General features: G+C 73.0%; 11 protein-coding genes and 1 pseudogene. 7 read left to right on the forward strand and 5 right to left on the reverse strand.

What is annotated here, in order from left to right; translation table 11 throughout:
- Positions 1 to 641 (reverse strand): AMP-binding protein (locus HPY23_RS04120; protein WP_236017626.1); only part of this gene is annotated, 641 nt, incomplete at its 3' end.
- Between the two features lie 363 nt (positions 642 to 1,004).
- On the opposite strand from HPY23_RS04120, the gene HPY23_RS04125 reads away from it, so the two are divergent.
- Entirely contained in the window at positions 1,005 to 1,757 is a 753-nt protein-coding gene (locus HPY23_RS04125; protein ID WP_060847820.1) for an invasion associated locus B family protein, read from the forward strand.
- A gap of 159 nt (positions 1,758 to 1,916) precedes the next feature.
- Here HPY23_RS04125 and hspQ read toward each other — a convergent pair whose 3' ends face one another.
- Together hspQ and HPY23_RS04135 are read right to left on the reverse strand one after the other, a co-directional pair.
- Entirely contained in the window at positions 1,917 to 2,282 is a 366-nt protein-coding gene (gene hspQ, locus HPY23_RS04130) for a heat shock protein HspQ (RefSeq protein WP_060849465.1), read from the reverse strand.
- A 123-nt stretch (positions 2,283 to 2,405) separates the two neighbouring features.
- Positions 2,406 to 3,461, reverse strand: a complete 1,056-nt coding sequence (locus tag HPY23_RS04135; RefSeq protein ID WP_060847819.1) for an HpcH/HpaI aldolase/citrate lyase family protein — start codon at positions 3,459 to 3,461, stop codon at positions 2,406 to 2,408.
- 462 nt (positions 3,462 to 3,923) lie between these two features.
- Between HPY23_RS04135 and HPY23_RS04140 the strand changes: the two genes are divergently transcribed.
- Positions 3,924 to 5,147 (forward strand): patatin-like phospholipase family protein, encoded by a 1,224-nt coding sequence (locus tag HPY23_RS04140; protein ID WP_091882385.1) that lies wholly within the window; start codon positions 3,924 to 3,926, stop codon positions 5,145 to 5,147.
- A gap of 233 nt (positions 5,148 to 5,380) precedes the next feature.
- Here HPY23_RS04140 and HPY23_RS04145 read toward each other — a convergent pair whose 3' ends face one another.
- On the reverse strand, positions 5,381 to 6,625 hold the full coding sequence (locus HPY23_RS04145; RefSeq protein WP_244537490.1) for an FAD-dependent monooxygenase: 1,245 nt from the start codon (positions 6,623 to 6,625) through the stop codon (positions 5,381 to 5,383).
- Positions 6,626 to 6,766: 141 nt separating this feature from the next.
- Here HPY23_RS04145 and HPY23_RS04150 point away from each other — a divergent pair, with 141 nt between their 5' ends.
- Both HPY23_RS04150 and pncA read left to right on the forward strand, forming a co-directional pair.
- Positions 6,767 to 7,741, forward strand: coding sequence for a quinone oxidoreductase family protein (locus HPY23_RS04150; RefSeq protein WP_091882388.1), 975 nt, complete (start codon positions 6,767 to 6,769; stop codon positions 7,739 to 7,741).
- A 60-nt stretch (positions 7,742 to 7,801) separates the two neighbouring features.
- Complete coding sequence (pncA, locus tag HPY23_RS04155; protein WP_091882392.1) at positions 7,802 to 8,431, forward strand: bifunctional nicotinamidase/pyrazinamidase; 630 nt, start codon at positions 7,802 to 7,804, stop codon at positions 8,429 to 8,431.
- Between the two features lie 294 nt (positions 8,432 to 8,725).
- Here pncA and rimO read toward each other — a convergent pair whose 3' ends face one another.
- The gene (gene rimO / locus HPY23_RS04160; protein ID WP_091882395.1) at positions 8,726 to 10,042 is read right to left on the reverse strand and encodes a 30S ribosomal protein S12 methylthiotransferase RimO; all 1,317 of its coding nucleotides are present in this window, start codon (positions 10,040 to 10,042) and stop codon (positions 8,726 to 8,728) included.
- Positions 10,043 to 10,218: 176 nt separating this feature from the next.
- Between rimO and pabB the strand changes: the two genes are divergently transcribed.
- The 3 genes and pseudogenes from pabB to HPY23_RS04175 form a co-directional block, all read left to right on the forward strand.
- On the forward strand, positions 10,219 to 11,613 hold the full coding sequence (pabB, locus tag HPY23_RS04165; RefSeq protein ID WP_091882398.1) for an aminodeoxychorismate synthase component I: 1,395 nt from the start codon (positions 10,219 to 10,221) through the stop codon (positions 11,611 to 11,613).
- Positions 11,610 to 12,221, forward strand: coding sequence for an anthranilate synthase component II (locus HPY23_RS04170; RefSeq protein WP_091882402.1), 612 nt, complete (start codon positions 11,610 to 11,612; stop codon positions 12,219 to 12,221). The genes pabB and HPY23_RS04170 overlap by 4 nt, the downstream gene beginning before the upstream one ends.
- Positions 12,208 to 12,463 (forward strand): annotated as a pseudogene (locus HPY23_RS04175) (aminotransferase class IV); the annotation flags it as partial. The gene HPY23_RS04170 and the pseudogene HPY23_RS04175, both read left to right, overlap by 14 nt.

Below are 12,463 nucleotides of genomic sequence, written 5' to 3' on the forward strand. Positions count from 1 at the left end.
GGGGCGCCCGCGGGCTCGGGCGGCGGGCCGGCGGGCCCGGCCGGGGGAGCGCCGGGCAGCGCGAAGGTCACGAGGCCGGCGGCCGACGCGGTGCCGAGGGCGGCGGCGTCGCCCCGGTGGTCGAGGACGACCTGGTCGAGGCTCAGGACGCCGTCCGGGACGTGCGGGCCGAAGGCGGCGACGAAGCGCAGCGGGAAATAGCGCATCGCGACCCGGCACATCGTCTCGGCGGGCCGCTCGGCCCCGAGCACGCCCTGGGTCAGGATGGCGAGGATCTGGGCCGACTCGACGGCCTGGAGCAGGCGGTCCTCGTCCCAGGTGACCGGCAGCAGGCAGGGGACGTGGCCGGCCTGCTCGATCGCCAGGAAGGCGAGATGCGCCTCGGCCATGCCGGCCATGCACAGGCCGACGGGGCTCCGCGGCGGCAGCCGGAGCTGCTGCAGGCCCTCGGCCAGGCGCGCGACGATCTCGCGGGCGGCCGCGAAGGTCCAGGCGATGGCGGGACGGCCGCACCAATCCGGCTTGCTCGCCTGGTCGACGAAGGCGATGCGGGCGGGGTGCCGGTCGGCGACGGCGGCGAGGAGCGCGCACAGCCCCATCGGGGCGGAGGCGGAGGCGGGCACGGGCATCGCGGCGGGCATCTCGGGCTCCGCGGCGCCGAGGAACGACGCGTCGTCTCGTCTCATCATCGCCAGAGCCGCCACCGCCGTCACCCCGCCCGCCCCTTGAGCCCACCGGGCATCCTGCCGCGGCATGGTTAAGGGTGCTTTAAGCCGCCCGGCCCCCTCGCGGTCGGCGGCCGTATCAGCTAAGGGGCCCTCGGCCGGCAGCCGGCAGGCCTTGCCTTCGCCTCAATCCGGGGGAAAGCAGGCGCCCCGGAGGCCGGGCGGAGCCCTGCGGTCGCGCTCCGCTGCCGCCGGCGCACCCGTCCCGCGGGTCCGCGCGCCATCGGCCACCGACGTTCTTGCCGTTCGGCTTTCTGCCGCTTGAGGGGTCCACTCCTGATGTTCTTCGCGAATCGTCCCGCGCGCCCGCACCAGGTCGCCACCGCTTTCGCCCTGGCCGGCCTCGGGCTCGGTCTCGCGACCGCCCCGGCGCTCGCCCAGCCCAAGAAGCCCGCCGCCCCGGCGCCGGCCGCCCCCGCTCCCGCGGCGCCGGCTGCGCAGGGCCAGCAGCAGACCGGCCCGATGGTCGTGCAGGTGAAGGCCGAGCCGTCCCAGGCCGACTGGACCAAGGTCTGCGGCAAGGACCAGGGCAGCGGCAACGAGGTCTGCTACACCACCCGCGACTTCGTCTCCGACCAGGGCCAAGCGGTGCTGGCCGTCGCGGTCTACGACATGAAGGGCCCGCAGGGCTCGAAGGTGGTGCGCTTCCTGATGCCGCTCGGCCTGCTGCTGCAGCCCGGCATCCGCTTCACCGTCGACAACGGCCAGCCGACCCCCGGCCGCTACGCCGTCTGCTTCCCGAACGGCTGCTTCGCCGAGGCCCCGGGCCTGAAGGACGACGTCGTCGCCGCGATGAAGAAGGGCACCACCCTGAACGTCAGCGTGCAGAACCAGATGCAGCGCGAGGTCACCTTCGCGGTGCCGCTGGCCGGCTTCGGCAAGGCCTTCGACGGCGCCCCGATCGACCCGAAGGTGCTCGAGGAGCAGCAGAAGAAGCTCCAGGCCGAGCTCGAGAAGCGCTCCGAGGAGATGCGCAAGCAGCTCGAGCAGAAGGGCGGCGCCCCGGCGGCGGCGGCGACCCCGGCCAAGTAAGGGCCCGGGCCGAGGATTCGGTCGGCGTCGCGGGCCCGTGGGCCCGCGACCGGCTACGGGAAAGGGCCGGGCGGCGACGCCCGGCCCTTTCCGTTTGGGTGACGACTCGGAAGACCTCGGGCGAGGGACGCCTCCCGGGGCGAGGGACGCGTCCCGGCCTCAGTTCGCCGCGTCGCCCCGCATGCGGTAGCCGCCCTGCGCGTCGCGCTCGAACATCTCGGCGATGCGGGCGTGGCGCAGGGCCTCGCCGGATTCGTCCGGCACCAGGTTCTGCTCCGAGACGTAGGCGACGTACTCGGTCTCCTGGTTCTCGGCGAGCAGGTGGTAGAACGGCTGGTCCTTGGACGGCCGCACCTCCTCGGGAATCGCCTGCCACCATTCCTCGGTGTTGGCGAAGACCGGGTCGACGTCGAAGATGATGCCGCGGAACGGGTAGATCCGGTGGCGCACGACGTCGCCGATGTTGAACCGGGCGAGGCGGATGACCGCGCCGGACGGCGCGGCGTCGGGCTGCGGGGCGGGCATGGCGGAGGTGGTCTGTCCGAAGGGCATGGGCGTCAACATAGGATGGCGGGGGCGGGATTGCACCGGCGCGCGGGCCGCGCCGCGCCGGGGCCCGCCCCCGCGGGCCTCACGATGCCGGGAGCGTCACGCGTCCAGGCCGTAGGCCCGGGCGAGGTCGGGGTCCTTGGCGGCGACGAGCTTGGCGAGGTTCACGATCACGCTGGCCTGCTTCCAGGTGGCGTCGTCCTGCATCTTGCCGTCGAGCATCACCGCGCCGGTGCCGTCAGGCATCGCCTCCAGGATCCGGCGGGCGAAGGCGACCTCGGCGGTGTCGGGGGCGAAGACGCTCTTGGCGATGGCGACCTGGCTCGGGTGCAGGGTCCAGGCGCCGGCGCAGCCCATCAGGAAGGCGTTGCGGAACTGGACCTCGCACGCGGCGGCGTCGGAAAAATCGCCGAACGGGCCGTAGAACGCCTTGAGGCCGTTGGCCTGGCAGGCATCGACCATCCGGGCGATGGTGTAGTGCCAGAGGTCCTGCTGCACGCTCGACCGCTCGGAGGCGCCGGGCGTCGGGTCGGCGATGACCTTGTAGTCCGGGTGGCCGCCGCCGACCCGGGTGGTCTTCATGCCGCGCGACGCCGCCAGATCCGCCGGCCCCAGGCTCATCCCGTGCATGCGCGGCGAGGCGCAGGCGATGGCGTCGACGTTGGCCACGCCCTCCGCCGTCTCCAGGATGGCGTGGATCAGGATCGGCTTCGTCACCCCGGCCCTCGCCTCGAGCTGGGCCAGCAGCTGGTCGACGTAGTGGATGTCCCAGGGTCCCTCGACCTTGGGCACCATCACGACGTCGAGCTTGTTTCCGACCTCGGCCACGATCTCCAGGAGGTCGTCGAGCAGCCACGGGCTGTTGAGGGCGTTGACGCGGGTCCACAGGCCGGTGCCGTGCCGGGCGAAGTCCACGTCCCGCGCCATGGCGATGAAGCCCTTGCGGGCGTTCAGCTTCTGGTCGGCCGGGACCGCGTCCTCGAGGTTGCCCAGCACCACGTCGACCTGCGTCGCCAGTTCCGGCACCCGGGCCCGGACCTTGTCGTTGTGCGGCGGCACGAAGTGGATCATGCGCTCCAGGCGCACCGGCAGCTCGCGGAACGGGGCCGGGGCCCCGGTGGCCAGGGGCTGGAAGAAGCGGCGCGGCAGTTTCATGGGCGTATCGTCTCCGACCCCGGCGAGCCCGTCCTCGCAACGAGCGCGGCCGTGCCCGAGGGTTAGTGCAGGCGCAGCGCGGCCGTAAAGGGCCTGGCGTCTCGGCAGAAGGTCGGGCGGGACGACTACCGGTCCCGGACCCGCCCCCGGAAGAAGGGCCGCCCGCAGCCATGCACCCCGGAGCCGGCCGGGCCGCGATCCGTCTTCGCCCGCCGGCTGCAAGTCGTCGCTTGTCGATCCCGCCGTTCCCGGTCCAGCAATATTGCCCTAACAGCGCCATCCCGACGCCGGATTGTCGACATGACCCGTGCCGGACTGGCATCCCGGATCCCTGTGGCACGGGAATTTCGTGCACGATCGATGGACTTCCTGCCTTCGCCGGCCGTTTCGCAGGCGCGGCATGGAACGTGGGCTCGAGCTTGACGTTCACCGGATGAGGCGGGCGGCGGAGGATCGACACTCATGTCGCGAGAGATGAGCCGACGCCGGCTGGCCGGCGCGGTGATGGCAACGTTCGCCCTGGCGGCGACGGGACCGGCCCGGGCCGGCACGGTGGCGGACCGGCAGCGCTCGACCGTGCGGGCGAGCTTCACGGCCGAGGAACTGGCGGCGGCGCGCCCGGAGGGGCTGCCCGCCGCGGTGCGGCTGCCGGGCGACGACCCGGCGGCGTTCAGGACATTCATCGGGGACGCCGCGATGGCGTCCCGCTCGCCCTGGCTCGCCCTGTCGGGCGGCGGCGAGAACGGCGCCTTCGCGGCCGGTCTCCTCAAGGGCTGGACCCAGGCCGGCACGCGGCCGGAGTTCGGCGTGGTCACCGGCGTCTCGACCGGCGCGCTGATCGCCCCGTTCGCCTTCGTCGGCGCCTCGCAGGACGGCGCCCTGGAGAAGGCCTATACCGATACCTCGGCGGCGGACGTGTTCGAGTTCGGCGGCGGCCAGGAGAGCCTGACCGACACCTGGCCGCTCAAGCGCGGCATCGAGCGCAGCGTCACGCCCGCGCTGCTCGCCGCCGTGGCGGCCGAGCACCGCAAGGGGCGGCGCCTCCTCGTCGTCACCACCGAGCTCGATTCCCTGCGCCCGACCCTGTGGGACATGGGCGCCATCGCGACGGCCGGCGGGCCCGCCGGGCTCAAGCTGTTCCGCGAGGTGATGCTGGCCTCGGCGGCGATCCCGGGCATCTTCCCGCCGGTGATGATCGATTCCGCCGGCCGCGACGGCAAGCGCTTCCAGGAGATGCACGCCGATGGCGGCGCCACCGCGCCGTTCTTCGTCGCGCCGGGCCGCTCGTTGCTGGGGCAGGTCGAGGGCGCATCGCCGGCAGACGACAAGCTGCCGGCGCCGGAGGTCTACGTCGTCGTCAACACCTCGCAGGCGCCGGACTTCCAGGTCGCCCAGCGCTCGATGCTGAGCATCCTCGGCCGCTCGCTCTCGGCGATGATCAAGGCCCAGACCGCCGGCGCCATCGCGGTGACGAAGGCGTTCGCCGCCCGCACCGGCACGCCGATCCACGTCGCCACCATCGACCAGCGCTTCGGCCAGGTCTCGCAGGCACCGTTCGAGCAGGGCTACATGCGGGCCCTGTTCGCGCACGGCGAGCGGCTGGGGCGCGCCGGCACCGCCTTCGACTGGTCGCCCGACACGATGGCGACCAGCTCGACCCGCCGCAGCGCCAGCAACGCGCCGTAGAACGGTGAACTCCGGTCATCGCCCCGTCGAGGCCGGATCGACGCCGACATCGACAATCCAGCCGTGTCGTCCCGGGGCTCGCCGAAGGCGAGAACCCGGGATCCATAGTTGCTGACTTTAAAGAACGAGGCGGACCGCGTTCCGCTTCATCCTGAATCGTCAGCGGTTATGGATCCCGGGTTCCGCTGCGCGGCCCCAGGATGACCCCGAGGATGTGAGAACGCCGGGGATACTCACCCCCGCATCAGGCTCGGCGTCCCCAGCCGCGGGGTCACGCCCTCGCGCATCACCAGGCGGCGCAAGGGGGCGATGGTCGAGAGGGCCAGCAGCCCCGCGCCGCGGGCGAGGTCGCTCGGCAGGAAGGCGGTGAGCAGGCTGCGGTTGAGGGTGTCGACCGCGCCGGTGCGCAACCGGGCATCGAGGGCCCGGCCGCGGGCGAAGCCCGCCAGCACCGCCTCCGAGCCGGGATCGCGCACGCCCTCCGCCACGGCGTCGCGCAGCGCCGCGGCATCGCGCAGGCCGAGGTTCAGCCCCTGGGCGCCGATCGGCGGGAAGACGTGGGCCGCCTCGCCGACGAGCGCCAGCCGCGGGCCGACCGGGCGCGGCACCGAGAGGCCGCGCATCGGCACGAGGCCCCGCGGCCCGTCGATCCGCATCGCACCCAGCATCGACTGCGCCTGCCGCTCGATCGCCGCGGCGAGCGCCGCGTCGTCGAGTGCGCTCAAGGCCTCCGCCCGCGCCTCGGCCGAGACCCAGACCAGGCTCGAGCGGCGCCCGCCCGGCAGCGGCACCAGGGTGAAGGGTCCCTCGCGGGTGTGGAACTCGGTCGAGACCTCGCGGTGGTCGCGGGCATGGGCCAGGATCGTGGTCAGGGCCTTCTGCGGATAGGTCCAGCGCCGGGCGGCGAGGCCCGCCGCCTCGCGCAGGGGCGAGCCGCCGCCATCGGCCGCGACGACGAGGCGGGCGGCGACCTGGCGGGCAGCGCGTTGCCCGCCGCCCGAGGTCCCGTCATCCGCAAGCGCCAGCACCGTCCGGTCGGCCTCGACGGTGCGGCCGGCGGCGTCGTGCTCGACGAGGGTCAGGTCGGGCACCGCCCGGGCGCGGGCGCGCAGGGTCTCGACCAGGCGGGCGCTCTCGACGTTCCAGCCGAAGGCGTCGAGGCCTATCTCGCGGGCGACGAAGCGGGCCGGCGGCGGGCGAAACAGGCTGCCGGTGTCGTCGATCAGGTGCATCTCGGCGAGCGGCGCCGCCTGCGGCTCCAGCGCCTCCCAGGCACCGAGCGCGCGCAGCAGCCGCACCGAGCCGTCGAGGAGCGCCACGGTGCGCCCGTCGGCCACGGGGGCGTGGCGGCCGACGAGGGCGGTGCGCACCCCGTCGCGGGCGAGCGCCAGGGCGGTGGCGAGGCCGACCGCGCCGGCGCCGACCACCGCCACGTCGTAGAGGGGTCCTTCGGTCTGCGGGTCGGCGGTCTGGCTCACGACGGCGGTCCTCGATCGATGCGTGCGGGAGATCTGGGTCATGCAGGGCCGGTCCGCCATCGCGGCCATTGCCGCAGCCCCGCCGCCACCTATGATCCGCCCGGAGACCAAGACCAAGAGACACCGAGACGGGAGCGGACGATGCCCAAGGCGATCCGGATTCACCAGTACGGCGGCCCCGAGGTGATGCGCTACGAGGACGTCACGGTGGGCGAGCCCGGCCCCGGCCAGATCCGGGTGCGCCAGAGCGCGATCGGCGTCAACTTCATCGACATCTACTTCCGCTCCGGCCTGTACAAGGCGCCCCAGCTGCCCTTCACCCCCGGCAACGAGGGCGCCGGCACCGTGGTGTCGGTGGGCGAGGGCGTCACCGGACTCAAGCCCGGCGAGCGGGTCGCCTACGGCTCGGCCTCCGGCACCTATGCCGACGAGGTGGTGATCGATGCGAAATCCGTCGTGCGCGTGCCCGAGGGCATCGACGACGACACCGCCGCCGCGATGATGCTGAAGGGCCTCACCACCCAGTACCTGCTGCGGCGCACCTACCGGGTCCAGCCCGGCGACACGATCCTGTTCCACGCCGCCGCCGGCGGCGTCGGCCTGATCGCGACGCAATGGGCCAAGCATCTCGGCGCCACGGTGATCGGCACCGTCGGCTCGCCCGACAAGGTCGCGCTCGCCCGCGAGCACGGCTGCGACCACGTCATCCTGTACCGGGACGAGGACTTCGCCGCGAAGGTCAAGGAGATCACCGGCGGCAAGGGCTGCCAGGTGGTCTACGACGGCGTCGGCCAGGCGACCTTCCCGGCCTCCCTCGATTGCCTCAGGCCCTTCGGCTATTTCGTGAATTTCGGCAGCGCCTCGGGGCCGGTGACGCAGTTCGACATCAACCTCCTGGCCCAGAAGGGCTCGCTCTACGCCACGCGGCCGACCTTGTTCACCCACACCGCCGACCGGGCGGTGCTGGACGAGATGGCCGCCGACCTGTTCGAGGTGGTGAGGAGCGGCGCGGTGAAGATCCCGGTCCATGCCCGGGCGAAGCTCGCCGACGCGCAGAGGGTCCATGCCGACCTCGCCGGGCGCCAGACGACGGGCGCCACGGTGATGCATCCCTGATAGGCTGACGCAACGGCATCCGGGACGTCCCAGCCCCGGATGCCCGGAGACCGCGGCACCATGCACCCGACCGAGACCGACCTCCTCCTCGTCATCGACGTCCAGGCCGACTTCCTGCCCGGCGGCGCGCTCGCGGTGCCGGACGGGGACGCGGTGATCGGACCGATCAACGCGCTGGGGCGGCGCTTCCGGCACGTCGTCCTGACCCAGGACTGGCACCCGGCCGGCCACGCCTCCTTCGCGACGAGCCATCCGGGCAGGCAGCCCTTCGAGACCACGACCCTGGATTACGGCACCCAGGTGCTGTGGCCGGCGCACTGCGTCCAGGGCACGCCGGGCGCGGAACTCTCGTCGAAGCTCGACCTGCCCCACGCCGAGCTGATCCTGCGCAAGGGCTACCGGGCGGGGATCGACAGCTACTCGGCCTTCCGCGAGGCCGACCGCACCACCCCGACGGGGCTCGCCGGCTACCTGCGCGAGCGCGGCCTCACCCGGGTCTTCCTGTGCGGGCTCGCCACCGATTACTGCGTCGGCTGGAGCGCCCTCGACGCGCGGGAGGCGGGGTTCGCGGCGGCGGTGGTCGAGGAGGCCTGCAGGGGGATCGACCTCGGCGGCTCGCTGGCCCGTGCCTGGGACGCCATGGCGGCGGCGGGGGTGGAGCGGATGGGGAGCGGGGCGATCGGGGGGTGAGGATCCAGCCGGTTCGCAAAAAACGCCGGCATCACATCAGCGGCGCTGATTTTCCGGATGAGGCGCGGGTTTTCTCCTCTCCCCGCGGGCGGGGAGAGGGCCATGTCGCCGTTCAGGGGACATGGCTAGCGCAGGCGCCAGCCGGAGCGAGGGTGAGGGGGTCTCGACGAGCGAGACTCCTCCGGAAACACCCCCTCACCCTCGGCTATCGCCTCGCTTTGGTGACGGCAAGGTCACCAAAGCCCTCTCCCCGCCCGCGGGGAGAGGAGGAGATGCGCACGACCGCTGGGGCCCTTACACCGCCACCCCGTGCAGGTCGTAGGCATCCGCCGACTCGATCTTCACCGTCACGATATCCCCCACCCGGACCGGGCGGCGGAAGGCGACGTGGACGTTGCCGTCGATCTCGGGGGCGTCGTACTTCGAGCGGCCCTTGGCGACGGTGGGACCGGCGGCGTCGATGATCACCGGCAGGCGCTTGCCGACCTTGGCCTTCTGGAGCCTCAGCGAGACCGCCTGCTGCGTCTCCATGAAGCGGCGCTGGCGCTCGGCCTTCACCTCGTCCGGCACCGCCTCCGCCACCGCGTTCGCGGGCGCGCCACGGACCGGCTCGTACTGGAAGCAGCCGACGCGCTCGAGCTTGGCCTCCTTGAGCCAGGTCAGAAGCTCCTCGAACTCCTCCTCGGTCTCGCCCGGGAAGCCGACGATGAAGGTCGAGCGGATGGCGAGGTCCGGGCAGGTGGTGCGCCAGGAGCGGATGCGCTCCAGCATCTTCTCCTGGTTGCCCGGGCGGCGCATGCGCTTCAACACCGTCGGGCTCGCGTGCTGGAGCGGCATGTCGAGGTAGGGCAGCACCTTGCCCTCCGCCATCAGCGGGATGACCTCGTCGACGTGCGGGTAGGGGTAGACGTAGTGCAGGCGCACCCAGGCGCCGAGCTCGCCCAGTTCCTTGGCGAGGTCGTAGAACCGGGCCCGCACCTCGCGGTCGCGCCACGGGCTGGTGGCGTAGCGGGTGTCGATGCCGTAGGCGCTGGTGTCCTGCGAGACGACGAGCAATTCCTTGACGCCGGCCTTCACCAGCTTCTCGGCCTCGCGCAGGACATCCGCCGCCGGACGGCTGACGAGGTCGCCGCGCAGCTGCGGGATGATGCAGAAGGTGCAGCGGTTGTTGCAGCCCTCCGAGATCTTCAGGTAGGCGTAATGCCGCGGCGTCAGCTTGACGCCCTGGGGCGGGACGAGATCGAGGAACGGGTCGTGCGCCGGGGGCACCGCCTCGTGGACCGCCGCCACCACCGACTCGTAGGCCTGCGGCCCGGTGACCGCGAGCAGGTTCGGGTATTTTTCGCGGATCTCGTCCGGCTGCGCGCCCATGCAGCCGGTGACGATCACCCGGCCGTTCTCCGCCATCGCGTCGCCGATCGCCTGCAGCGACTCGGCCTTGGCCGAATCGAGGAAGCCGCAGGTGTTGACGATCACCACGTCGGCGCCGTCGTGCTTGCGCGCCAGCTCGTAGCCCTCGGCCCGCAGGTGGGTGAGGATGCGCTCGGAATCGACCAGCGCCTTGGGGCAGCCGAGCGACACGAAGGAGATCTTGGGGGCGGGTGCGTTCATGGCGATGAGGGGATGCGGCGCCGGCCCACGGCCAAGGGGGCAGCGAGCGGGATCAAGGATTTAGGGAAGGGTGCTGGGGCAGGGCTCTAGCACAGGGGAGGGCGGGCGTCACGGGGCGGGCCTTCCGACCGACGGACGGCTTCCGCTCTCCCCCCCGCCTCCGCTATCACGGCGCCATGTGGAGCCGCCCGTTTCCCCCGCTCGATCCCGCCGATGCGGCCGCCCGCCTGCGCGGGGCCGGCCTCGGCCGGCTGGCCCTCCTCGACAGCGCGATGCGGCACGACACGCTCGGGCGCCACTCCTACCTCGCCGCCGCGCCGTTCGGGACCTTTCGCGCCCGGGACGGCCGGGCGACCTGGAACGGCGCGGCGGTGCCGGGCCCACCCCTCGAGGCCCTGCGGGCGGTGCTGGCGCCCTACCGGATCGAGGCCGATCCCGACCTGCCGCCGTTCCAGGGCGGGGCGATCGGCTATTTCGCCTACGATCTCGGCGCGAGCCTGGAACGGGTGGTGGCGCCGGCCCGGCGGGCCGGCCTCGCCGACGACCTCGCGGTCAGCCTCTACGCCACGGTCGTCGCCTTCGACCATCGGACGGGCACCTGCCGGCTGATCGCCACCGGCTTTCCCGAGACCGATCCCGACGCCCGGGCGCGCAAGGCCGCGCGCGACCTCGACGCCCTGGCGGCGGCCCTGAGCCGGCCGGCGCCCGAGGGCGCGCCCGCCCCGGTCGCACCGCTCGCCTGGCGCTCGAACTTCACGGCCGAGGCCTACGCCCGGGCGGTCGAGCGGGTGCGCGACTACATCCGGGCCGGGGACATCTACCAGGCCAACATCGCCCAGCGCTTCGAGGCGACCCTGCCGCCGGGCTTCGACGCCTTCGCGTTCTACCGGCGGCTGCGGGCGCGGAACCCCGCGACCTTCGCGGCCTATCTCGAGGGCGACGGGCTCACCCTCGCCTCGTCCTCGCCCGAGCGCTTCCTGCGCCTCGATCGCCGCGCGGTCGAGACCCGGCCGATCAAGGGCACGGCGCGCCGCGCGGACGACCCGGCGCAGGACCGGGCCCGGGCCGAGGCGCTCGCCGCCGATCCCAAGGAGCGGGCCGAGAACGTGATGATCGTCGACCTCCTGCGCAACGACCTGTCGCGGATCTGCGCGCCGCACAGCGTCGCGGTGCCGACGCTGTGCGGGATCGAGACCTATGCCGGCGTCCACCACCTCGTCTCGGCGGTGACCGGCACGCTGAAGGAGGGGGCGGACGGGCTCGATCTGCTGGCCGCGACCTTCCCGGGCGGCTCGATCACCGGGGCGCCGAAGCTGCGCGCCATGGACATCATCACGGAGATCGAGGGCGATGCCCGCGAGGCCTATTGCGGGGCGATCGGCTGGATCGGGTTCGACGGCAGCCTCGACACCAGCATCGCGATCCGCACGGTGATGCTCGACGACACCTGCGCCGTGCTCCAGGCCGGCGGCGGCGTCACGCTTCTGTCCGACCCCGAATCCGAGTATCGCGAGACCCTGACCAAGGCCGAGCGGGTCTTCTCGGCCTTCGCGACCGGGGAGGGCGCATGATCCTCGTCGTCGACAACTACGATTCCTTCGTCTTCAACGTGGTGCGCTACCTCGAGGAGCTGGGCGAAACGGTCCGGGTGGTGCGCAACGACGCGCTCGACGTCGCCGGCATCCGGGCGCTCGCCCCGCAGGCCGTGGTGATCTCGCCCGGCCCGTGCAGCCCGGCCGAGGCCGGGGTGTCGCTTCCCGCCATCCGCGAGCTGTCGGGCGCCGTGCCGCTGCTCGGCGTCTGCCTCGGCCACCAATGCATCGGGGCGGCCTTCGGCGGCCGGGTCGAGCGGGCGGCGCGACCCCTCCACGGCCAGGCGACGGCGATCGCGCATGAGGGCCGCAACCTCTTCCACGGGCTGCCGGCGCCGCTCACCGTCGGGCGCTACCACTCGCTGATCGTGACGCCGCAGGCCGCGATGGACCCGCACCTTACGGTCGATGCGGTCTCGCCCGAGGGCGAGGTGATGGCGCTCTCGCATCGCCACCACCCGACCTACGGGGTGCAGTTCCATCCGGAATCGGTGCTGACCGAGCACGGCCACGCCCTGTTCGGCATTTTTCTCGATCTCGCCCGGCGCTGGCACGCGGAGGGAGGGGCGGACCGTGCTGTGGCGTGAGGGCGCGCTCCACGAGGACACGGTCCAGCCCTTCGACCTCGCCGACCGGGGCCTGCTGCTCGGTGACGGGGTGTTCGACACCGCGCTGGCGCTCGGCGGCCGCGTCGTCGAGGAAGAGGCGCACCTGGCGCGGCTGGGGGCGGCCGGGGCGGCGCTCGGCTTCGCGGTCGATCTCGCCGAGGCCCGGGCGGCGATGCGGGCGGTGGCGGCGCGCCATCCGCGCGCCGCGATCCGCACCACCG

The sequence above is a fragment of the Methylobacterium ajmalii genome, from assembly GCF_016613415.1.
In the GTDB taxonomy this organism is placed as follows: Bacteria; Pseudomonadota; Alphaproteobacteria; order Rhizobiales; family Beijerinckiaceae; genus Methylobacterium; species Methylobacterium ajmalii.

Excerpts from the sequence above, each read along its gene's own strand:
- HPY23_RS04125 (WP_060847820.1), top strand. The coding sequence starts at position 1,005 with ATGTTCTTCGCGAATCGTCCCGCGCGCCCGCACCAGGTCGCCACCGCT.
- hspQ (WP_060849465.1), bottom strand. The coding sequence starts at position 2,282 with ATGCCCGCCCCGCAGCCCGACGCCGCGCCGTCCGGCGCGGTCATCCGC.
- HPY23_RS04135 (WP_060847819.1), bottom strand. The coding sequence starts at position 3,461 with ATGAAACTGCCGCGCCGCTTCTTCCAGCCCCTGGCCACCGGGGCCCCG.
- HPY23_RS04140 (WP_091882385.1), top strand. The coding sequence starts at position 3,924 with ATGTCGCGAGAGATGAGCCGACGCCGGCTGGCCGGCGCGGTGATGGCA.
- HPY23_RS04150 (WP_091882388.1), top strand. The coding sequence starts at position 6,767 with ATGCCCAAGGCGATCCGGATTCACCAGTACGGCGGCCCCGAGGTGATG.
- pncA (WP_091882392.1), top strand. The coding sequence starts at position 7,802 with ATGCACCCGACCGAGACCGACCTCCTCCTCGTCATCGACGTCCAGGCC.
- rimO (WP_091882395.1), bottom strand. The coding sequence starts at position 10,042 with ATGAACGCACCCGCCCCCAAGATCTCCTTCGTGTCGCTCGGCTGCCCC.
- pabB (WP_091882398.1), top strand. The coding sequence starts at position 10,219 with ATGTGGAGCCGCCCGTTTCCCCCGCTCGATCCCGCCGATGCGGCCGCC.
- HPY23_RS04170 (WP_091882402.1), top strand. The coding sequence starts at position 11,610 with ATGATCCTCGTCGTCGACAACTACGATTCCTTCGTCTTCAACGTGGTG.